Origin of the sequence: Ruminococcoides bili (assembly GCF_040093295.1) — a bacterium.
GTDB classification, from domain to species: domain Bacteria; phylum Bacillota; class Clostridia; order Oscillospirales; family Acutalibacteraceae; genus Ruminococcoides; species Ruminococcoides intestinale_A.
Genome location: NZ_JBBNJY010000007.1, coordinates 72,479 through 93,770, shown reverse-complemented (window position 1 = coordinate 93,770; position 21,292 = coordinate 72,479). Strand labels below are relative to the sequence as shown.

Below are 21,292 nucleotides of genomic sequence, written 5' to 3'. Positions count from 1 at the left end.
GGAGCCGCCTATGAAAGATATTTCAGCAAGGGATCTGAAAGGACATAACATTCTTGCCGTGGAACGCTTTGAGGACAGCACTCGATGGATGATTGAGTTTGTTGTTCTCCATCCGTGTAGTGCTTACGGGAGCAGAGGTGATGAAATGCGTCTGTTTCTTGCAGAGGACAGCTATCAGAATGCTCTCCAAGACCAGCAGCGCCGGAAAATCAAAATCAAGCGGTATGCTCGTGTTGTTGAGGGACACATCCTCGACTTTAAGCTGGGAAAGAAACGCACAAGAAAATATAGAGAAAGTTGAACGCCACAATTCTTTGATTTGGGATTGTGGCTTTTTTTATATCCAAAAGTCGGAAGGAGTGAGGTCGATGGCCGTTTTTCGCATTGAACGGACCCGTGATTATACTGTGATGAGCAATCATCATTTACGAAATGCAAACCTGTCGTTAAAAGCCAAGGGGCTGCTTTCCATGATGCTGTCTTTGCCAGAGGACTGGAATTACACCACCCGTGGTCTTGCAAAGATCTGTAAGGAGGGCGTGGATGCCATAGGCGCTGCGTTGCGGGAATTGGAGGCCGCCGGTTATATTGTACGGCACAAGTTGCGTGACCGGCAGGGACGCATCAGCGATACAGAGTATGTCATATACGAGCAGCCACAGCTTAGAAAACCGGATACGGATTCACCAGATACGGAAAACCCGTATATGGATAAACCGGATACGGAAAAGCCCGCAGAATTAAATATAGAGAAATCTAATACTCAAAAACAAAATATTTATGGATCAAGTACCGATTCCATTCCCTTCCGGGATTGCGCGGCAGATTGTCTGCCGGAACGGAAAGGAAGGGATGCGATGTCACTCACAGAGATAGAGAGTTATCGGGAATTGATTCAGGAGAATATCGGGTATGAATACCTGTGTCAGCAGTATGAAACTTATCGGGAGGATTTGGATGAGATTGTGGAGCTAATCGTGGAAACGGTCTGTGCAAAGCGAAAGGCCACCCGTATTGCAGGAAGTGATTTTCCGCATGAAATCGTTCGTTCCAGGTTCTTGAAGCTGGATAACTCGCACATTGAGTTTGTCATGGACTGTTTACAGAAGAACACCACGGAAATTCGCAACATGAAGCAGTATCTTCTGACCGTTCTGTTCAATGCACCGACCACGATAAGCAATCATTACACCTCACAAGTAAATCACGATCTGTATGGCGGCTGGTAAATGGTCGCTTTTTTATTGCCCGGAACTGCCGGGAGAAAGGAGCAAGCATGATGTCTGAGGGAAAGACCATAGGGCAGCTGATGGAAGAAATGCGGGCAAAGGCAGGAGCGCAGAATTATCACGGTCATGGATATATGGATCTCCAGCGTTTTGCGGAGGACACCCGGCACATGATTATTTTTGATGTGCTGACGAACGATTCCCCTGTTGGCTGGAAAGGCGAACGAACCCGCCTGTTCCTGTCGGATACCGGTTATGAAAAAGCACTGGATAGTCAGGAAAAGGGTCAGATTAAGATTTTGAGCCACGCAAAGGTACGTCAGGGCAATCTGCACTATGACCGTTCTGACCAGTTACGCTAAGGAGGGTGATATGAAGCGTTATCTTCTGCGGCGGCTGGTGGTTCCGCCTTAGCAAAAAAAGAGATTCCCTGCAAACTTCGTGGAAAGGAGGCGAGAAAATGCAGGAAGAAGTGGAAAACAGAACTTTGACGCTGGTTGTCAGTGGAACAAAGTTTACCGGCAGAATGTTTAAGGCTGCCATAAGCAAGTACATGGCACATCGCAAGGAAAAGAAGCTGGAAAAACAGAGAAGCCGTGATGCGCCGGTTGTTCCGCATGGAAAACAGACTGTGAAGCAGCTTGTCGGGCAGAATCAGGGAATATCCAACATTGAGATCACAGACCCCTCTATCAAGGAGTTTGAGAAAATCGCCCGGAAATATGGTGTGGATTATGCGGTGAAAAAGGACCGCAGCAGTTCTCCGCCAAAGTACCTGATTTTTTTCAAAGGCCGTGATGCAGATGCTCTGACAGCAGCTTTTACAGAGTACACCAACAAAAAGGTCAAAAAGGCAACGAAAACAGAGCGCCCGTCCGTACTGGCAAAACTTAACCAGTTCAAAGAGATGGTTAAAAATGCTGTGGTGGATCGCACCAAGCGAAAGGAGCTGGAACGATGAAAAAGATATTGGACATCAAAAAGCTCATTTTGCTGAATATGCCGTATATCCTGATGGGACTGTTTGCTACCAATTTTGGAGAGGCATGGCGAATGGCACAAGGGGCGGATGCTTCAGAAAAATTTCTTTCGCTGATTGCGGTTCTGCCTGGGGCGCTGCAAAGTTTCTGGCCAAGCCTGCATCCATTGGACTTGTTGGTAGGGCTGTGTTGTGGAGGCAGTCTGAGGCTGGCGGTGTGTCTTAAAAGCAAGAACGCCAAGAAATATCGACATGGTTTGGAATATGGTTCGGCCCGCTGGAGTGCATAATTTTAAGTGTAAATGACACATACATGGACGCACAGGAGGTTATGCACATGACTGATTATAGCAAAATTACAGCCCTTTACTCCCGCCTTTCCGTGGGCGACGAGGATAGGGACGGCGGCGAGAGCAACAGCATACAGAACCAAAAAATATTTTTGGAGAACTATGCCAGAGGGCAGCACCTAACCAATATCCGGCACTACATCGACGATGACGAAAGCGGCAGATTTTTTGACCGTTCCGCCTACTCCCGCATGATGGACGATGTGGAAAACGGGAAAATCGGTGTCTGCATTATGAAAGACCTTACCCGCTGGGGGCGCGACTATCTCCAAGTCGGCAACGCTATGGAGATTTTCAGACGGAACAACGTGCGCTTTATCGCGGTCAACAACGGCATAGACAGCGAGAAGCCCGACACGCTGGAGTTTGCGCCCTTTATCAATATCATGTCGGAGTGGTATGCAAAGGACATCAGCAAGAAAGTAAAAACGGGCATTAAGACCAAAGGCATGAGTGGAAAGCCGATTGTCACCGAATCCCCTTACGGCTATGTCAAAGACCCGGACAACAAGGATTTTTGGATAATCGACGAGGAAGCCGCCGCGGTTGTCCGTTTGATTTTCCGTCTGTTTATCGGCGGGAAGAACCGCAACCAAATCGCCGTGCATCTGAAAAACGAGCAAATCCCTACCCCCACTTTCTATATGAAAGACCGAGGGCGAGGAACCTGTAAAAATAAGACGCTCAACGAGGATAACCGCTGCAAGTGGAACAAAGCCACCTTGACCAATATCCTCACACGGCAGGAGTATTGCGGCGATGTGGTCAACTTCAAGACTACAAAGCATTTCCGGGATAAACATAACCACTATGTAGACCGGAGCCAGTGGCACATCACAGAAAATGTGCATGAGCCGATTATCAGCCGCAGCGATTTTGAAACCGTACAGCGGATTTTGGAAAACGCACCCGTCAGACGCCCCAACGGGGACGGGGAAATCCACCCTTTGTCGGGCTTGCTTTTTTGTAAAGACTGCGGTTCAAAAATGCACATTCGCATAGATTACAGGAACGGCGGCAAACGGCACGTTGCCTATTGCAGCGAGTATCACAAGGGAAAGGCTAAAAACCCCAAGTGTCATTCCCCGCACATCATGGACGCGGACTTGCTCATGCAGACCATCGCGGAAGTGCTGAAGAAAATCGAGGACTATTCTATCAGCAACCGGGCGGAGTTTGAAGCCTTAGTGAAAAAGAACCTTGCCATGCAGCAGACCGACCAGACCAAGAAACAGCAGAAGCGTATTCCGCAAATCACGACGCGCCTTGAACAGATTGACAAGGTGCTGAATAAGCTCTATGAGGACAACGCCCTCGGCACGATCCCGCAAGACCGTTATGAGCAGATGTCGCAGAAGTATTCGGAAGAATACTATGCGCTGAAAGCGGAGCTTGCCACGCTCCAAGAGCAGCTATCCGCTTATGAGAACGCGGGAGGACGGGCGCAGAAGTTTTTGAAGCTGACGGAACGCCATGCCGCCTTTACCGAACTTACCCCCGCCATTCTCAACGAGTTTATCAGCAGGATTGAAGTGCATGAGCGCGACCAGAAAAGGGCGAGATACGCAATCCAGCACATCAGCATATATTTCAATTATATCGGCAAGTTTGAGAATGAAGTGACACAGCTTGCAGAACCGACCGAGCAGGAAATCCGGCAAATGCGGGAGGAAATCGAAGAAGCCAAAAAGGAAAAGAGCCGCGCATACCACCGGCAGTATTCAAGGGAGTACCGGGCGCGAAACCTTGAAAAGCAGCGGGAGTATGACCGTATCAAGGCGCGGGAATACCGGGCGAAGAAAAAGGCGCAGGCAGCCGCCGCACAGCCCACACAGTAAAACAGAATAACCGTCAACCAAGAGGGATTTTCCGAACTACGGGAAATCCCTCTTTTGCACCCGGAGAAAGGAGCCGCCTATGGCAGAACAGACCCCCGACAGTATCATCACGACCCAGAGGAACGGGCAGACCATTGTTGCGGAGTTATTTTTCAATCACAGCAGCACAGAAACATTCCGCGACAAGTTGCTCAAACTGGTGCTTGCCGACAGTTCGCGTTTATCCGCGTCTGACGGTCAAGAGCCGGAAAAAACAGAAATCTTGCGATAACAGCCGCCCCGACGAACCATTCCCTGTCCGGGCGATTTCTATTTGAAAATCCTCATTTTCCCCAAGTCAAGAGCCGGGAAAAACACCCGAAAAATGCCCCTACTGCGTAACAGGGGCGCAGAAAGGAGAGTTTATGAGAACAGGGCTTACGAAGCAGGAAAAGACCACCGATATTTGGTTTGACGAGAAAGACCCGCTAATCCATATCCGCACCCACAACACCGACTTGAAGAAACGGCTTGCCGCCTACGCCAGACAGCACCCCGACCAGTGCCGCCAGACCGACGCAGACCCCGAAACGGGCTGCATGGAGTTTGAAATCCGCAAGGGGCGCTTCTCTTTCCGTCTGACCGCCCCATACAGCGAGGAACGACGGGAAGCAACGCGGCGATATGCCAGAGAAAACAGCACTACAAACTTGTTGAAATAATGTGGATTTGTTCATATTCTTGTGCTATACTTTTCTCAAAGGCACAGAATGGCAGATATAAATTCGTGGGAGAAAAAATATGAAGAAGCATAGAAAATGTAAAAAGATAATAGCTTTTGTAACAGTGTTGTTTATAGCATTTGTTGCAGTAATTGGGCTACACAAAACAGGGATTTATCGTTTTGATTTCTTAAAGGACATCTATAAAAAAATTGATTTTCAACTAAGTACGAACGAGCTTAACATTCCGCAGGACGCTCTTTCATTTTCTGTTTATGATATTGAACAGGAGGAATATTTATTTTACGAGGGCGATAGCCAACTTCCCACAGTAGCAAGTTTGGCAAAACTATTTGCCATTGATTATGCTTTGGGAAAAGTAGATTTGGAAGATATTGTTGAAGTAAATCAAGAGGTATTAGAACTTGTTCCGGCGGGTTCATCTTTAGCAAATCTGTATGCTGGGGAATACACAGTTAAACAAATCATGGAGGCTATGCTTGTTCCTTCCGGAAATGACGCAGCCTATGCGTTGGCATATCATATCGCTAAAAACGAATTAGGCGAAGGTTATACAGCAACGGAATATATAGATTATTTCATGACAGAACTTAGTGAGTATTTAATCGAAGCAGGCTATTCCAAAACAAATTTATATAATGACCCAAGTGGCGCGTCTATGCAAGCTGACTCTCATTTAGATGACATTAACCGCGTAGCGTTGAAGCTCCTTAACTACGATTTTGTTAAAGAATGTATTGGAAAAAGCGAATTTTCAATTCAAACTCCGCAAGGTGAATTTACATGGAAAAATACAAATGAATTTTTAGATGAAAATTCACCGTACTATAATGCAAATGTTAAAGGAATGAAAACAGGAACAATGGCATCTTCCTATAACATTGTTGTTCTGTATGAAAAAGATGGAAAAGCATATTTAATTACCTGTTTAGCGGCACACTCAAATGAGGGGAGATATAAAGCGGTACAGTCTGCTATCAACACGATTATTGAATAATGATGATGAAATATCCCGTTTAAGTAAAGTGTCAAAACAATAAGGGTAAGATAAAACAGCACACAATAAAACTTAATACCCATCCAAAAGGGCAGCCGAGAAATCGACTGTCCTTTTTCTACGCCGACAGGCAGAAAGGAGCGACCAACTATGACAAAACCGAGAGAGAAAACCCGCGAGGAGCTGCAAGCCGAGATTGAGGACGGAAAGAAGAAAATCCGGCAGTTTGAGAACCGGGAAAAGATGTTGCGTCAGAAGTTATCCAAAGAGGAACGCAGAACGCGCAGCCACCGCCTTATCGTCCGGGGCGCAGTCTTTGAAAGCATTGTGCCGGAAGCAAAGAACATGACCGACGAGGAAGCCGCAGCACTTCTCCGGCTTGCCTTGACGAGTGAACCAGCGCGGGAATATCTGAAAAAACGAGCAGAGGGAGCGACAAGCTGAAAATCCCTTAGGAACTAAGGGCGCACTTATACACCCTTACGGGCGTGTGCGCTCTGCCGAGGGCTTATCTCCGCACAGGGAGATTTCCCCGCGCTCCGATATGGCGGCTTTGCCGCAACAAGGGGCTGCACCCCTTGCGCCGCTTCGCGGCTATCCCTGCACACCCACAAAAACAGTACACCCGCCGTTGGCGTCTGTACCATTTTTGTGGGTTTTATTATCCTATCCGGGAGGTGATACCCATAGCCATTTACCATTGGAACATCGGCATTGTGAGCCGAGGAAAAGGCAAATCAGCCGTTGCCGCAGCCGCCTACCGAAGCGGCGAAAAGCTGACAAACGAATGGGACGGAATGACCCATGACTACACCCGCAAAGGCGGCGTTGTCCATACAGAAATCATGCTGTCGCCCCATGCCCCGCCCTCTTTCTCTGACCGTTCAACCTTGTGGAACAGCGTGGAGCTTTACGAGAAAGCCGGGAACGCCCAGCTTGCCAGAGAGATTGACGCGGCGCTCCCCATAGAATTATCCAGAGAGGAACAGATCCGGCTTGTCCGGGAATACTGTTCCTCTCAATTTGTTTCCAGAGGAATGTGTGTTGACTTTGCCATTCACGACACCGACAGCGGCAATCCCCATTGTCATATCATGCTGACTATGCGCCCCCTTGACGAGCGCGGCACATGGGCGGCGAAATCCAAAAAGGAATATGACCTTGACGAAAACGGTGAGCGTATCCGCTTGCCAAGCGGCAGATACAAGACGCACAAAGTTGACCTTACAGGCTGGAACAACAAGGACAACACCCTCTTGTGGCGCAAGACATGGGCTGATTTTACCAACGACTTTTTGGAGAGGAATGGAAGCCCGGAGCGTATCGACCACCGCAGCAACGCCGAGCGCGGCATTGACGAAATACCGACCGTCCATATGGGCGTAGCCGCCTGTCAAATGGAGAAGAAAGGTGTAGCCACCGAGAAAGGCGAACTGAACCGAAATATCCAAAAAGCAAACCGCCTTATACGGGAAATCCGGGCGCAGATTGGGAAGCTCAAAGAGTGGATTGCCGACCTGTTCAAAGCGCGGGAAACCGCCCCGGAGCAGCCGCCGCAGTCTCCCAACCTTGCAAATCTGCTGATGAAGTATTTGAGCGTTCAGAGAGAAAAGAGCCGGAAGTATTCGCAGCGTTGGCAACAACAGCACACAGCCGATGAACTGAAAACCATAGCGGCAGCGGTCAACTATCTCTCCGAGCATGGTATCTCTAATCTTGATGAGCTGGACGCTTCCCTTTCCTCTGTCAGTGATAAAGCCTATTCAATCCGGGAGGGAATGAAAACCGCCGAGCAGCGCATGAAAGAACTGCAAAAACTCATGGAGTACGGCAGAAATTATCAAACCTACAAGCCCATACAGGACGAGTACCGGCAAATCCGCTGGAAAGGAAAACAGGAGAAGTTTGCAGAAGCCCGCCGCGCCGAGCTTACCCTATGGGACGCGGCAAACCGCTATCTCCATGCCCATTTGCCGGAGGGCGTGAAAACCCTGCCGATCTCCGCGTGGGAGAAAGAATATGCCGCCATCAAAGCACAGCGGGAAGCGGAATATGACACGCTGAAAGAGACCCGCGCCGAGGTTGCCGAGCTTCAAAAAATCCGCAGGTGCGTGGATATTGCACTCCGCGCCGACCAACCGGAGCAGACGCAGAGCCGCACCAAGCGGCATGATATAGACCGCTGAAAGGAGTTGAACTTTTATGTATTACACCCAAGAACAGATAGACCGGGCGAACCAAGCTGACCTTGTTTTGTTCCTGCAATCGCAGGGAGAACCGCTGGAACGCGCCGGACAGGAATACCGCTGGAAGCGGCACGACAGCCTGACAATCCGGGGAAACAAATGGTACAGGCACAGCCAGAGCAAGGGCGGCGGCCCCGTTGATTTTGTCATGGAGTTTTTCGGCAAGAGCTTTACCGAAGCCGTTGAAATGCTGACAGGAGAAAAAGGCGCAGCCCTACCGCCGGACAGACCAAGCCCCGCGCCCCTCTCTGACTTCCGACTACCACCCCGCAGCACCGACAACCGCATAGCGAGGAACTACCTCACAGCAGCCCGCCGCATTGATGAAGATGTGACGGGCTTTTTCTTTGCCACCGGGGATATTTACGAGGAAGCCGCCCACCACAACGCCGTATTCGTAGGGCGGGACGAGGACGGAGTACCGCGATACGCCCATCAGCGCGGCACAGCCGGGAACTTCCGACTTGATGTGAAAGGCAGCGACAAAGCCTTTAACTTCTGCTACCGTGGCGAGGGCGAAAGATTGTTTGTCTTTGAAGCCCCGATAGACCTCTTATCTTTCCTCTGTCTGTTCAAAAAGGAATGGCAGAAACAAAGCTACCTTGCACTGGGCGGCGTGGGAGAAAAAGCCCTGCTCCGCTTTCTCTCTGACCGTCCGAACATCAAGACCGTGTACCTCTGCCTTGACAGCGACCAAGCCGGAAGCGACGCTTGCAGCCGCCTTGCGGAGTTTGTGCCGGAGGGCTTGACCGTTCACCGCCTTGTGCCGCTTTACAAGGACTGGAACGAGGTATTGCAGCACCGGGCAGAAATCGCGGACGGGAAGTATATCCGGGAAGCGATTTACGGCTTGAAAGAGCCGCCGCAGGAAGAAACCGTTGAGATTATCCGCATGAGCGAGGTTGACACGCAGACCGTTGAATGGCTATGGGAGCCGTATATCCCCTTTGGGAAAGTAACCATTGTGCAAGGCAATCCAGGCGAGGGCAAGACCACTTTTGCCCTACGCCTTGCCGCCGCCTGCACCACCGGGGGAACGCTGCCGGGAATGAAGCCCTTGCCGCCATTCCAAGTGATTTACCAGACCGCCGAGGACGGGCTGGGCGATACCGTCAAGCCCCGCTTGATAGAAGCCGAAGCCGACCTTGACCGCGTACTTGTGATTGATGAAGCCAAGCGGGAGCTTACCCTCTCCGATGAGCGCATAGAAAAGGCAATCACGCAGAACGGGGCGCGGCTGATTATCCTTGACCCCATACAGGCGTACATGGGCGAAAAGACCGACATGAACCGGGCAAACGAGGTGCGCCCCATGTTCCGCCGCCTTGCCGATGTTGCCGATCGTACCGGGTGCGCCGTTATCCTTATCGGACATCTCAACAAAGCTGCCGGAGGGCAGAGCGCATACCGGGGCTTAGGTTCTATCGACTTCCGCGCCGCAGCAAGGAGCGTCCTGCTGATCGGGCGCGTGAAGCGAGAACCGAATGTGCGCGTTATCGTCCATGACAAATCTTCCCTTGCGCCGGAGGGCAAGCCCGTTGCCTTTTGCCTTGACCCGGAAACGGGCTTTTCGTGGATAGGCGAATATGATATAACCGCCGACGAGCTGCTGTCCGGCGCGGGCGGGAACACCGCTACCAAGACCGAGCAAGCCGAAAGGCTGATACTTGACCTGCTTGCAGACGGGAAAGAGCTTGCCAGTGAGGACATTGTAAAAGCCGCAGCCGAAGCCGGAATATCCGAAAGGACGGTACAGAACGCCAAGCGCAACATGGGCGGCATTTTAGGCGCAAGGCGTGTCGGCGGTCAATGGTACAACTTCATCAAGAAGAAGCAACCACCCGAACCCGCAAGCTGAAAGTGCAAAACGCAGACCCTTTGCACTTTGCACTTTCGCACTTTCACGATAATTTGCGTCAATAACTCAAAAAAGCACTTGACAAAACGCTTCATGGGGAACCCGTGAGGATATTGCACCTTATGTTGATCCTGTATTTCAGAACAATGTGATTCTGACGAAAACGGAGAGCCTGACCATGAACAGTCGCCCCAAGGACCCCAAGACTGCCAGAAACAAAAATGTACTGGTGATTGGCGGCTCCGGTTCCGGTAAGACCCGATTCTGGCTGAAACCCAACCTGATGCAGATGCACAGCTCCTATGTTGTGACGGACCCGAAAGGAACAATTCTGGTGGAGTGCGGAAAAATGCTCCAAAGGGGTGCGCCCAAGCTGGGGAAGGACGGAAAGCCCATGAAGGATAAGCACGGCAAGGTCATTTATGAGCCGTACCGAATCAAGGTCCTAAATACCATCAACTTCAAGAAGTCCATGCACTATAACCCTTTCGCCTATATCCATAGCGAAAAGGACATCTTGAAGCTGGTAACAACGCTGATCGCCAATACCAAAGGCGAAGGCAAGGCCGGAGACGATTTCTGGGTAAAAGCAGAAACCTTGTTGTACTGCGCGCTTATTGGCTATATCCATTATGAGGCTCCGGTGGAGGAGCAGAACTTCTCCACCCTCATTGAGTTCATCAATGCCATGGAAGTCCGTGAGGATGACGAGGAGTTCAAAAACCCCGTAGACCTGATGTTTGATGCACTGGAAGCCGAGAAGCCAAATCACTTTGCGGTGCGCCAGTATAAGAAATATAAGCTGGCAGCCGGCAAAACCGCTAAGTCGATTTTAATTTCCTGCGGTGCGCGTCTGGCCGTATTTGATATTGCGGAGCTGCGCGAGGTTACATCCTACGATGAGTTGGAACTGGATACGCTGGGAGACAGAAAAACGGCTCTGTTCCTCATTATGAGTGATACGGATGACAGTTTTAACTTTCTCATTTCCATGTGCTACACCCAGTTATTCAACCTGCTTTGTGAAAAGGCCGATGATGTGTATGGTGGCAGGCTTCCGGTTCATGTGCGCTGTCTGATTGATGAGTGTGCTAATATCGGGCAGATTCCGAAGCTGGAAAAGCTGGTGGCCACGATCCGAAGCCGTGAAATCTCTGCCTGTCTGGTGTTGCAGGCACAGAGCCAGCTCAAGGCAATTTACAAAGATAATGCCGATACCATCATCGGCAATATGGATACTTCCATCTTCCTGGGTGGCAAAGAGCCAACAACGCTAAAAGAGCTGGCGGCTGTTCTGGGAAAGGAGACCATAGACACTTACAACACCGGAGAGAGCCGGGGACGGGAGACCTCCCACTCGCTCAACTATCAGAAATTGGGAAAAGAGCTGATGAGCCAGGACGAGCTGGCAGTTATGGATGGTGGCAAGTGCATCTTGCAGTTGCGCGGTGTGCGTCCGTTTCTTTCAGACAAGTATGACATTACCAGACACCCTAATTTCAAATACACAGCTGATGCAGACAAGCGAAATACCTTTGATATTGAAGCATTTTTGTCTGCCAGACTAAAACTCAAGCCTGATGAGGTCTGCGATGTATATGAAGTAGACACGGAGGGCGTGTAATACGGTTCCGCTGAGAAAGGAGTGATCGTATCTATTTGCCGCAACTGCCTCTGTTGAGGCCATTGGCGTACAAAGCGGGCAATCATCAACAAAATAATGAAAAAGGAGGACAGCCGGAATCAGGCTCTCATAGATCGAGGGCAGATTGTTCCGGCTTTTGTGCGCTTATGAAACAAACCTAACTAATCATTCAAATGATTCCGGCTAATATTATTTATGGCATTTTTTGAACAGGCAATTACCGTTCTTCAGACTCTCGTTATCGCTCTGGGCGCTGGTCTTGGTATCTGGGGTGTCATCAACCTGTTGGAAGGTTACGGCAACGACAACCCTGGCGCCAATGCTCATGGTTAATAAAGAAGCACAACAAAACAGGACAAGGACAGTCAGCCCCGCCGCTATTCCGAGCAAGGCAAATTATAGGGTAAAGTCTAAAAAGCATTTGTAACATTTCTATAAACTCTATTGACTTGAACACCTCCGGGAGTTATAATATGTTTTGCTATTTAGGAACGCTAAATAGCAAAACTAAAGTGAGGTAGAGAGTATGGATAACAGGTATGTGCAGCAATTCAAAAAAGGCTCTCTTGAAATGATACTTTTGTGCTTGATCGGACGCAAAGAAACCTACGGCTATGAAATCATTACAGAGCTAAATAACAGCGCGTCCGTTTTGGGCTATGCAAAAGAGGGAACGATTTACCCTATTCTGTATCGTTTGCAGGAAGCCGAGTTAATCCAATGCCGATTAGCCCCGGCAGCGGCAAATGGCGGATCAAAAAAATACTACTCCCTTACCCATAAGGGCAGAGAGGTATTAGACGAGCTGATTTTATTTTGGGCGAGCTATGAAAGTTGTGTAAATGGCTTTATTGCCACCTATCAAACAGCGGAGGTATCAGAATGAAAGAGCAATACATTAAGCAAGTGGAAAAGGAATTGAGTTTAACACGCAAAGCAAAAAAAGAGGTCGTGCGTGATCTGAATGAAGTCTTTGCTTCTGCGTTGGAGCATGGCGAAACGGAACAACAGGTAATCGAACGGTTAGGCACTCCCAAAGAGTTTGCAGAGAATACCGCCGAGCAGTTAGGCATTGACAGCGCAGCACCGCAGAAACGGAAAGGGATTATTTCGAGCGTTGCAGCCCTTGTCGTTGCCGTTGCAGCGTTTGTGATTTACGCCACTACCCAATCCGGGAAAGTGCCGGACGGGGCAATCGGACAAGCAGACGCAATGACAAACATTCAAGTTGAGGGAGCTTTTGGATTTGACGCTTCACAAATCATTTTGGCAGTCGGTGTAATCGCGGTTACAATCGCAATCATTCAGATTATCCGAACCGTCCGCAAAAACAGGAGGTAGCTATGAAAAAATTTGTTTCAATAATCGCTATTTTACTTATGCTTTCTTTGGCTGCCTGTTCCAATCAAGATACGCCGTCCGCTGCGGATAATCCAAGCAATACACAAACAGAAAGCAATACCATGCTTGACGCGGGTGTATGGCCTGTGAATGAATACACCGAGGGGCTTCCCGTCCCGTCCGGTACGGTCGGTTGGGCTATGCTTGATACGGAACATGAGAATTGCAGTATCAGTATTGTGGATATAAGCGAAACCGACTATAACGACTATTTAGAGCTTTTGAAGCAAGAGGGGTTTTCTATAATAGAGGAAGTGTCGGAAGAAATTGAGGGACAGGACTATGTTTCTATCGGTACGCTTTTGTCAAATGGCGAAAAGGGATTGAGTATCAGCTACATTCCCGATAACTTCACAATTTACATTTCTTTCCTTAAATAATGAAAATTAAAATGATTAAATCGCCTGATAGGTGGGTGCTTTGCCCTATTTGTGGAAATAAAACACGAACAAAGATACGCCCCGATACAATACTTGAAAATTTCCCTCTGTTCTGTCCGAAATGCAAACAAGAAACACTAATCAGCGCAAAAGATTTGAATGTAGCTGTAATCCCACAACAAATAGCGGAATCAGCCGGAGCAGTCAACGGTCAAGATGAACGGCGTATAAATGCGCCGCCGTTGACAGCCCTGCCTGTTTCCGCTGATGGGTAATCAAGGGAGCGACAGACTAAAGTGCTGTCGCTCCCCTCACATTATGGAAATGAAAATTGAATATCGACCAAGCTGCAACGCCACAGATTTTTTGAAAGTCCGTGGCGTTTTTTTTGCGCCCATTTTTGGCAGACCGCACATTCCTGTTGTTGTAGAAAGTGACGGGGAAATTTGCCCAAAACGGTCTTGCGTACCGTAGTAGTGATGAAAAGAATACCGCAGCCATTTGGAAGAAAGGTATGGGGCTACCGTAGTAGTGATGAAGAAATCCAAGGGAGCGTTTGGCATTTTCCATTTCCGTCCGTAGAAGAAAGCAAAACCACAGCGGGCAGGACACGCCACCGCAATCGCTATATTGACGGAAACAAGCCAAGCCGCCCCCTGCGGATTGCCGCAAAGTCAGCCGTAGAGGAAAGCGGCAGTTTCTTAGAGCAAGATTCTACCACGGTGCCAAAATCCGCATATCTGCGGTTTTGCCCCTTTGGTAAATCTTGTTGGGGAGTGCCTTCCCCAAACCCTGCTCATGCGCCCTGTCGGGCGAGAAAGGAGGTCAACGCTTGAAGAAAAAATACAACACACCCCACCGCTGCCATGTGGTCAAAACCCGCATGACCGAGGAAGAATACGCCGACTTTACCGAGCGGCTGAAACACTATGACATGAGCCAAGCCGAATTTATCCGGCAAGCCATTACACGGGCGACCATTCGCCCCATCGTTACCGTTTCCCCGGTCAATGATGAACTGTTGTCCGCCGTTGGCAGGCTGACCGCCGAATACGGAAAAATCGGTGGCAACCTCAATCAGATTGCCCGCGCCCTCAACGAGTACGGCACACCATACAACGCCCTGTCCGTTGAAGTCCGCGCCGCCATTTCTGACCTTGCTGCCTTGAAGTTTGAAGTCCTGCGAAAGGTAGGTGACGCTGTTGGCAACATTCAAACATATCAGCTCTAAAAATGCGGATTATGGCGCAGCCGAGCAGTACCTCACCTTTGAACATGACGAGTTTACCATGAAGCCCACCCTTGATGAAAACGGGCGGCTCATGCTCAGGGAGGACTATCGAATAGCCACGCTGAACTGCGGCGACGAGGATTTTGCCGTTGCCTGTATGCGCTCCAATCTCCGCTATGGGAAGAACCAGAAGCGGGAAGATGTAAAAAGCCACCACTACATTATCAGCTTTGACCCACGGGACGCGGTGGACAACGGTTTGACCGTAGACCGGGCGCAGGCGTTGGGCGAGGAATTTTGCCGGAAGCAGTTTCCCGGACACCAAGCCATTGTCTGCACCCACCCGGACGGACACAACCACAGCGGCAATATCCATGTGCATATCGTTATCAATTCTCTGCGGATAGAGGAAGTTCCGTTCCTGCCTTACATGGACAGACCGGCAGACACCCGCACCGGGTGCAAACACCGCTGCACAGACGCGGCGATGGAATACTTCAAAGCCGAAGTCATGGAGCTGTGCCACCGGGAAAATCTCTATCAAATCGACCTTTTGCATGGCAGCAAAAACCGCATTACCGAGCGTGAGTATTGGGCGCAGCGGAAAGGGCAGGCAAAGCTGGACAAGGAAGCTGCTGCCTTGCCAGCCGAGGAGCAGCCAGCCAAGCCCACGAAGTTTGAAACAGACAAGGAAAAATTGCGGCAGACCATACGCACCGCGCTGTCCTCTGCCGCAAGCTATGGCGAGTTCGCCGCCGTTCTCTTGCAACAGGGCGTGACTGTCAAGGAGATCCGAGGGCGGCTATCCTACCTCACGCCGGACAGGACAAAGCCCATTACCGCCCGCAAGCTGGGAGATGATTTTGACCGCGCTGCCGTTCTTGCCCTTTTGGAACAGAACGCCCACAGAGCCGCCGAGCAGACCGCAACCGTACCCGAATACCCCCGCAACATAAGGGAGCGTTTGCAGGGCAAAAAAGCTGTCCAAATCACCCCGGAAAAGGACGGTATTCAGCGCATGGTTGACCGGGCAGCGAAGCGAGCGGAGGGAAAGGGCGCGGGCTATGATTGCTGGGCGGCAGTCCACAATCTGAAACAAATGGCGGCTACCGTTGCCGCCTACGGGCAGTACGGCTATTCGCCGGAGGAGCTGGACGCAGCCCTTGTATCCGCCAATGCGGATTTACAGGACAGCACCGCCAAGCTGAAAGCCCTGGACGCTGCTATCCGGGAGAAAAAGGAGCTTCAGACACAGGTGCTTGCCTATGCCAAGACCAAGCCTGCCCGTGACGGTCTGAAAGCGCAGAAAACGGAAAAAGCCCGCAGCGCCTACCGGGAACGGCACGAAAGCGATTTTATCATAGCGGACGCAGCCACCCGTTATTTTCGGGCGCATGGCGTTTCCAAGCTGCCAAGCCATAAAGCCCTGCAAGCGGAAATCGAGCAGCTTACCGCCGAAAAGAACGCCCATTACAACGAATACCGGGAGAAAAAAGCCCGTGTCAAGGAGCTGCATACCGTGAAAAGCAATCTTTCTCAAATCCTGCAAGGCGAGAAAGACAGAGAGAAAAAGCACAAACATGAGCGTTAAAAACCGCCCCGAAACGATACCAAAACGGGGATATGCCCTGCACCCTATCCGCAATACTGCCCACCTTTGAAACGGGGCGCACAGCGCAGGAAATCCCCGAAAATGACACCGAGAAACTACATTTTTACCGACCTATCCGCTTATACCAGCGGAAACGGCAGAAAGGAGCGAGAAATGCCACGCATGAGCAAAAAGCGGCGGTTGGAATGGAGCTTTTTCCTCAACCACCGAAACCGTATTACCTACAATGACCTTTGCCGGGACTGCACACACGGCTGCAAGCAGAGCTTCCGGGCGATTATCGTCCTCTGCCCCCGGTATTTCTCTAAGAGATGGAAACACAGGGAGGACACCGCCAATGGCAGATAACCGCAAATATTACTACCTCAAACTGAAAGAAAACTTCTTCGACAGCGATTCCATTGTGCTGTTGGAGGACATGAAAGACGGGATTTTGTATTCCAATATCCTCTTGAAGCTGTACTTAAAATCGCTGAAAAATGGCGGCAGATTGCAGCTTGACGAGCATATCCCCTATACCGCCCAGATGATAGCCACGCTGACCCGTCACCAAATCGGGACGGTGGAACGGGCATTAGCCATCTTCCAGCAGTTAGGACTTGTGGAGCAGCTTGACTGCGGGCTGCTTTATATGACCGACATCGAGCTGATGATTGGTCAATCCTCTACCGAAGCGGAACGGAAACGCGCCGCAAGGCTTGAAAATAAGGCACTTTTGCCGCCGCGGACAAATGGCGGACATTTGTCCGACATTCGTCCACCAGAGATAGAGATAAAGAAAGAGATAGATATAGAGTTAGAAAAAGAGGGAGAGTTAAAGGGACAAGCCCTCGCCCGCAGCTATGGCAGATATGAGAATGTATTTCTGACTGATACGGAGCTTTCCGAACTGCAAGCGGAGCTGCCCGAAAAATGGGCGTACTACATTGAGCGGCTTTCCGGCTATATCGCGTCCACGGGCAAGAAATATAAAAACCACGCCGCCACTATCCGCAGTTGGGCGGCAGACGATACCGCAAAGGTTGCCCCGAAACAGGGCATACCCGAATACACCTGCAAGGAGGGCGAGAGCTTATGAGTAATCTGTTTACAGAACGAGTTTTGAATATGGCGGCTGTTACCCCACAGCCGGAGGACTACACGGGCGAGGACGGACTGCTTTACTGCGGCAAGTGTCACACTCCGAAAGAAGCCTACTTTCCGGAAAAGCAAGCCGCCCTGTTTGGGCGTGACCGCCACCCGGCAGAATGTGACTGCCAGAAAGCCCAGCGTTTGGAGCGTGAAGCCGCCGAACAGCGCAGAAAGCACCTTGACACCGTGGAGGACTTGAAACGCCGGGGATTTACCAATCCTACCATGCAGGAATGGACTTTCGCCAACGACAACGGGAAATGCCCGCAAATGGAGATTGCACACTTCTATGTGGAGCATTGGGAAATCATGCGCGAGGAAAATATCGGCTATCTGCTATGGGGCAAGGTCGGCACAGGAAAAAGCTATTTTGCCGGGTGTATCGCTAATGCCCTCATGGAGCAGGAAGTCGCTGTCCGCATGACGAACTTCTCTGCGATTTTGAATGACCTGACCGCCAGCTTTGAGGGGCGCAACGAGTATATCGAGCGTCTTTGCCGTTTTCCTCTGCTTATCATTGATGATTTTGGAATGGAGCGCGGCACAGAGTACGGTTTAGAACAGGTCTACAATGTGATTGACAGCCGCTACCGCAGCCGCAATCCCTTAATCGTTACTACCAATCTGACATTGGACAGCCTGCAAAATCCGCTGGACACCGCCCATGCCCGGATTTATGACCGCCTTTTGGAAATGTGCGCCCCTATCCTCTTTACGGGAGAGAACTTCCGCCGTGAAACGGCGCAGGCCAAGCTGAACAGACTAAAAGAATTGATGAAATGAAAGGGGTTGCCTATGGCAGAGAACAAGCAGAACACCACCCCGGAACGCCGCCCGGACTGCGTGACAGAGATCCGCATGGGCAACACCGTCCTTGTCGTTTCCGGCTTTTTCAAAAAAGATACCACCGACACCGCAGCCGATAAGATGATGAAAGTGCTGGAGGCGGAAGCCGCCGCAGGACACAAAGCCCAGCTTTCGCCCTAACGCTACAAGCCGCACAGTAAAAAATCGTCATTTTGACAGGCGGTAAAGAAGCAGAAGCCGCTATACAGACAGCCGCCCCATGTGGTATAATCGAAATACGGAATAGTGGGGCTGGCTGTCGGAAACGGAGGATTTTATGTTAAGACAGACCACCCAGAAAATCACTGCCCTTTATCCAAGACTATCCCATGAGGACGAGCTGCAAGGCGAAAGTAATTCCATTTCCAACCAGAAGCGTATCCTTGAAACCTACGCAAAGCAGAACGGCTTTTCCAATCTGCGCTGGTACACGGACGATGGCTATTCTGGTGCGAACTTCCAAAGACCGGGCTTTCAATCCATGCTTGCGGACATTGAAGCCGGGAAAGTGGCTACCGTTATCGTAAAGGATATGTCACGGTTAGGGCGAAACTACCTGCAGGTGGGAATGTATACCGAGATGATTTTCCCACAAAAAGGCGTCCGCTTTATCGCCATCAACGATGGAGTAGACAGCGCACAGGGCGACAATGATTTTGCCCCTCTGCGGAACATTTTCAACGAATGGCTGGTGAGAGATACGAGCAAGAAAATCAAAGCAGTAAAACGCTCAAAAGGCATGAGTGGCAAGCCCATCACAAGCAAGCCTGTGTATGGCTACCTCATGGACGAGGACGAAAACTTCATCATTGACGAGGAAGCCGCACCCGTAGTCAAGCAGATATACCGTCTGTGCCTTGCCGGGAACGGTCCGACCAAGATAGCCCGTATGCTGACCGAGCAGGAAATCCCAACGCCGGGAACGCTGGAATACCGCAGGACGGGCAGCACACGCCGCTATCACCCCGGCTATGAGTGCAAATGGGCGACAAATACCGTGGTGCATATCCTTGAAAACCGGGAGTACATGGGCTGTTTGGTGAACTTCAAGACGGAGAAACCGTCCTACAAGACCAAGCACAGCATAGAAAATCCCATTGAGAAACAGGCAATTTTCGAGAACCACCATGAGCCTATCATCGACACCCAGACATGGGAGCGTGTGCAGGAATTACGCAAACAGCGCAAGCGTCCGAACCGCTATGATGAAGTGGGCTTGTTCTCTGGTATGCTCTTTTGCGCGGACTGCGGCAGCGTCATGTATCAGCAGCGTTACCAGACCGATAAGCGGAAACAGGACTGCTATATCTGCGGGAACTACAAGAAGCGCACCCATGACTGCACCGCACATTTTATCCGCACCGACCTTTTAACTGCGGGTGTGACCGCCAATCTGCGGAAAGTGACAAGCTATGCAACCAAGCATGAAAAGCAGTTTATGAAGCTGCTGATCGAGCAGAACGAGGACGGCGGCAGACGCCGCAACGCTGCCAAGCGAAAGGAACTGGACGCAGCCGAAAAGCGGATTGCGGAGCTGTCCGCTATCTTCAAGCGGCTTTATGAGGACAGTGTGACTGGGCGTATTTCTGATGAACGCTTTGCGGAACTTTCCGCAGACTATGAAGCCGAACAGAAACAGGTCAAGAGCCGTGCCGCCGAACTGCAAGCGGAACTGGCAAAGGCACAGGAAGCCACGGTTAATGCGGAAAAGTTTATGAAAGTTGTCCGCAAGTACACCAGCTTTGAGGAATTGACCCATACCCTGCTGCGGGAGTTTATTGAAAAAATCGTTGTCCATGAGTGCAGCTATGACGAGAACGGCACACGCAGACAGGACATTGATATTTATTACAGCTTTGTCGGCAAGGTAGAACTTCCCGACGAATAATGCCCGACCTATCCGACACAGTAGCTAAGTGCCGGATAGGAACGGCAAAAAATTTTACACTTCTATTGCTTCTTTATCACACACAAATAAAATCTCAGGGCATGAAGCAGTTTATGGCTAATTAAAGGGAACAAAAAGAAAGGAAAAGCACAATCCAGACGGTATCAGCGGCAGGATACAAGAATAAATTGTGATTACACAAGATTGGTGTTATAATAAGAGAAAAGTTCCTGCCGGGGCAGCCGCCCCGGTGGTATGGATAAAAAGGCAGGAAAACAATATGCACATCAGCTATAAACCACTCTGGCATACACTGTTAGAGCGTGATATGAGAAAAGAAGATTTAAGGCTTGCCGCCGGTATGACAACGAATATGATTGCCAACATGAGCAAAGAGGGAAAGCACATCAGCATGGATACATTGGCCCGTATCTGCGAAACGCTGAATTGTGAGATTACCGATGTGATTGAGTTAGTACCAGACGAGCCTGCTTCCACAGGAGGTAAGGAACATGAGCGAATTGAAACCAAGAATAACGGAAAACGGAATTGATTATATCCTTGTCGGAGATTACTATATCCCAGATTTGAAGCTGCCGGAGGAACACCGCCCTATCGGAAAGTACGGACGGATGCACCGGGAATATTTAAGAGAAGCCCACCCAGCCAGATTGAACACATTGACACTGACCGGGGAGTTATGGACATATCTTGCAGACCTGAACGAACAGGCACAGGAACGGTTAGACACCATCATGGAGCAGATGAAGGCTGCCGATGGTGTGACCGAGGAATTGAAGCGTACCCATCAAATGGAATGGGTGCAGCGTTGCAATAACATTCACAACCGGGCAGAAGAAATTATTTTGCAAGAGATGATTTATTCATAACGGTATGGTAGAATGATTATGACAAATCGAAAGTTGACAAGGAGTTTTG

Annotated in this window: 23 protein-coding genes and 4 pseudogenes; all 27 read left to right on the top strand. The window is 50.1% G+C overall.

From position 1 onward, the window contains the following. Positions 1 to 10: 10 nt before the first annotated feature. The 27 genes and pseudogenes from AAAY30_RS04040 to AAAY30_RS03910 all read left to right on the top strand — a co-directional run bounded on the left by AAAY30_RS04040 (position 11) and on the right by AAAY30_RS03910 (position 21,243). Positions 11 to 301, top strand: a complete 291-nt coding sequence (locus AAAY30_RS04040; RefSeq protein ID WP_499215808.1) for a DUF5720 family protein — start codon at positions 11 to 13, stop codon at positions 299 to 301. Between the two features lie 67 nt (positions 302 to 368). Then, positions 369 to 1,229, top strand: coding sequence for a DUF6017 domain-containing protein (locus AAAY30_RS04035; RefSeq protein ID WP_499215809.1), 861 nt, complete (start codon positions 369 to 371; stop codon positions 1,227 to 1,229). A 50-nt stretch (positions 1,230 to 1,279) separates the two neighbouring features. Further along, positions 1,280 to 1,591, top strand: a complete 312-nt coding sequence (locus AAAY30_RS04030) for a DUF5720 family protein (protein ID WP_008728385.1) — start codon at positions 1,280 to 1,282, stop codon at positions 1,589 to 1,591. 98 nt (positions 1,592 to 1,689) lie between these two features. Continuing rightward, the gene (locus AAAY30_RS04025) at positions 1,690 to 2,190 is read left to right on the top strand and encodes a PcfB family protein (RefSeq protein ID WP_007886614.1); all 501 of its coding nucleotides are present in this window, start codon (positions 1,690 to 1,692) and stop codon (positions 2,188 to 2,190) included. Continuing rightward, positions 2,187 to 2,989, top strand: a pseudogene (locus AAAY30_RS04020) (recombinase family protein); the annotation flags it as partial. The gene AAAY30_RS04025 and the pseudogene AAAY30_RS04020, both read left to right, overlap by 4 nt. Before the next feature lie 18 nt (positions 2,990 to 3,007). Further along, positions 3,008 to 4,396 (top strand): DUF4368 domain-containing protein, encoded by a 1,389-nt coding sequence (locus AAAY30_RS04015; RefSeq protein ID WP_499222346.1) that lies wholly within the window; start codon positions 3,008 to 3,010, stop codon positions 4,394 to 4,396. Between the two features lie 79 nt (positions 4,397 to 4,475). Then, on the top strand, positions 4,476 to 4,667 hold the full coding sequence (locus AAAY30_RS04010) for a transposon-encoded TnpW family protein (RefSeq protein WP_006060444.1): 192 nt from the start codon (positions 4,476 to 4,478) through the stop codon (positions 4,665 to 4,667). Positions 4,668 to 4,800: 133 nt separating this feature from the next. Further along, positions 4,801 to 5,097, top strand: a complete 297-nt coding sequence (locus tag AAAY30_RS04005; RefSeq protein ID WP_008982217.1) for a hypothetical protein — start codon at positions 4,801 to 4,803, stop codon at positions 5,095 to 5,097. Positions 5,098 to 5,176: 79 nt separating this feature from the next. Beyond that, positions 5,177 to 6,115, top strand: coding sequence for a serine hydrolase (locus AAAY30_RS04000; RefSeq protein WP_040219241.1), 939 nt, complete (start codon positions 5,177 to 5,179; stop codon positions 6,113 to 6,115). Between the two features lie 150 nt (positions 6,116 to 6,265). Beyond that, positions 6,266 to 6,559: a DUF3847 domain-containing protein gene (locus AAAY30_RS03995; protein ID WP_008982219.1), complete on the top strand. Its 294-nt coding sequence runs from the start codon at positions 6,266 to 6,268 to the stop codon at positions 6,557 to 6,559. 134 nt (positions 6,560 to 6,693) lie between these two features. After that, positions 6,694 to 8,301 carry a MobQ family relaxase gene (gene mobQ, locus AAAY30_RS03990; RefSeq protein ID WP_499215810.1) on the top strand — a complete coding sequence of 536 codons (1,608 nt, stop codon included), beginning with the start codon at positions 6,694 to 6,696 and terminating at the stop codon, positions 8,299 to 8,301. A gap of 16 nt (positions 8,302 to 8,317) precedes the next feature. Beyond that, positions 8,318 to 10,219: an AAA family ATPase gene (locus AAAY30_RS03985; RefSeq protein ID WP_499215811.1), complete on the top strand. Its 1,902-nt coding sequence runs from the start codon at positions 8,318 to 8,320 to the stop codon at positions 10,217 to 10,219. Between the two features lie 85 nt (positions 10,220 to 10,304). Then, a pseudogene (locus AAAY30_RS03980) lies at positions 10,305 to 11,843 on the top strand (VirD4-like conjugal transfer protein, CD1115 family); the annotation flags it as partial. 216 nt (positions 11,844 to 12,059) lie between these two features. Beyond that, positions 12,060 to 12,194, top strand: a pseudogene (locus AAAY30_RS03975) (Maff2 family mobile element protein); the annotation flags it as partial. A gap of 196 nt (positions 12,195 to 12,390) precedes the next feature. Next, positions 12,391 to 12,750 carry a PadR family transcriptional regulator gene (locus tag AAAY30_RS03970; RefSeq protein ID WP_005937450.1) on the top strand — a complete coding sequence of 120 codons (360 nt, stop codon included), beginning with the start codon at positions 12,391 to 12,393 and terminating at the stop codon, positions 12,748 to 12,750. Next, the gene (locus AAAY30_RS03965; protein WP_005937453.1) at positions 12,747 to 13,205 is read left to right on the top strand and encodes a DUF1700 domain-containing protein; all 459 of its coding nucleotides are present in this window, start codon (positions 12,747 to 12,749) and stop codon (positions 13,203 to 13,205) included. The genes AAAY30_RS03970 and AAAY30_RS03965 overlap by 4 nt, the downstream gene beginning before the upstream one ends. Positions 13,206 to 13,207: 2 nt before the next feature. Then, on the top strand, positions 13,208 to 13,645 hold the full coding sequence (locus tag AAAY30_RS03960; RefSeq protein ID WP_005937456.1) for a DUF6591 domain-containing protein: 438 nt from the start codon (positions 13,208 to 13,210) through the stop codon (positions 13,643 to 13,645). An 11-nt stretch (positions 13,646 to 13,656) separates the two neighbouring features. After that, positions 13,657 to 13,839: pseudogene (locus AAAY30_RS03955) on the top strand (cysteine-rich KTR domain-containing protein); the annotation flags it as partial. Between the two features lie 638 nt (positions 13,840 to 14,477). Next, positions 14,478 to 14,876 carry a plasmid mobilization protein gene (locus AAAY30_RS03950; protein WP_040647222.1) on the top strand — a complete coding sequence of 133 codons (399 nt, stop codon included), beginning with the start codon at positions 14,478 to 14,480 and terminating at the stop codon, positions 14,874 to 14,876. Beyond that, the gene (locus AAAY30_RS03945) at positions 14,848 to 16,467 is read left to right on the top strand and encodes a relaxase/mobilization nuclease domain-containing protein (RefSeq protein ID WP_499215812.1); all 1,620 of its coding nucleotides are present in this window, start codon (positions 14,848 to 14,850) and stop codon (positions 16,465 to 16,467) included. Before AAAY30_RS03950 ends, AAAY30_RS03945 begins: the two co-directional genes overlap by 29 nt. A gap of 174 nt (positions 16,468 to 16,641) precedes the next feature. Continuing rightward, a complete protein-coding gene (locus AAAY30_RS03940; RefSeq protein WP_499215834.1) occupies positions 16,642 to 16,836 on the top strand; it encodes a hypothetical protein in 195 nt (64 codons plus the stop codon). Further along, a complete protein-coding gene (locus AAAY30_RS03935; RefSeq protein ID WP_499215813.1) occupies positions 16,826 to 17,566 on the top strand; it encodes a phage replisome organizer N-terminal domain-containing protein in 741 nt (246 codons plus the stop codon). Before AAAY30_RS03940 ends, AAAY30_RS03935 begins: the two co-directional genes overlap by 11 nt. Next, entirely contained in the window at positions 17,563 to 18,402 is an 840-nt protein-coding gene (locus AAAY30_RS03930) for an ATP-binding protein (RefSeq protein WP_499215814.1), read from the top strand. The genes AAAY30_RS03935 and AAAY30_RS03930 overlap by 4 nt, the downstream gene beginning before the upstream one ends. Positions 18,403 to 18,414: 12 nt before the next feature. Continuing rightward, positions 18,415 to 18,606 carry a transposon-encoded TnpW family protein gene (locus AAAY30_RS03925; RefSeq protein ID WP_005946147.1) on the top strand — a complete coding sequence of 64 codons (192 nt, stop codon included), beginning with the start codon at positions 18,415 to 18,417 and terminating at the stop codon, positions 18,604 to 18,606. Between the two features lie 136 nt (positions 18,607 to 18,742). Continuing rightward, a complete protein-coding gene (locus tag AAAY30_RS03920) occupies positions 18,743 to 20,353 on the top strand; it encodes a recombinase family protein (protein ID WP_499215815.1) in 1,611 nt (536 codons plus the stop codon). A gap of 190 nt (positions 20,354 to 20,543) precedes the next feature. Then, the gene (locus AAAY30_RS03915) at positions 20,544 to 20,906 is read left to right on the top strand and encodes a helix-turn-helix domain-containing protein (RefSeq protein WP_306767393.1); all 363 of its coding nucleotides are present in this window, start codon (positions 20,544 to 20,546) and stop codon (positions 20,904 to 20,906) included. Then, on the top strand, positions 20,866 to 21,243 hold the full coding sequence (locus tag AAAY30_RS03910) for a TnpV protein (protein WP_003533403.1): 378 nt from the start codon (positions 20,866 to 20,868) through the stop codon (positions 21,241 to 21,243). Before AAAY30_RS03915 ends, AAAY30_RS03910 begins: the two co-directional genes overlap by 41 nt. Positions 21,244 to 21,292: the final 49 nt, after the last annotated feature.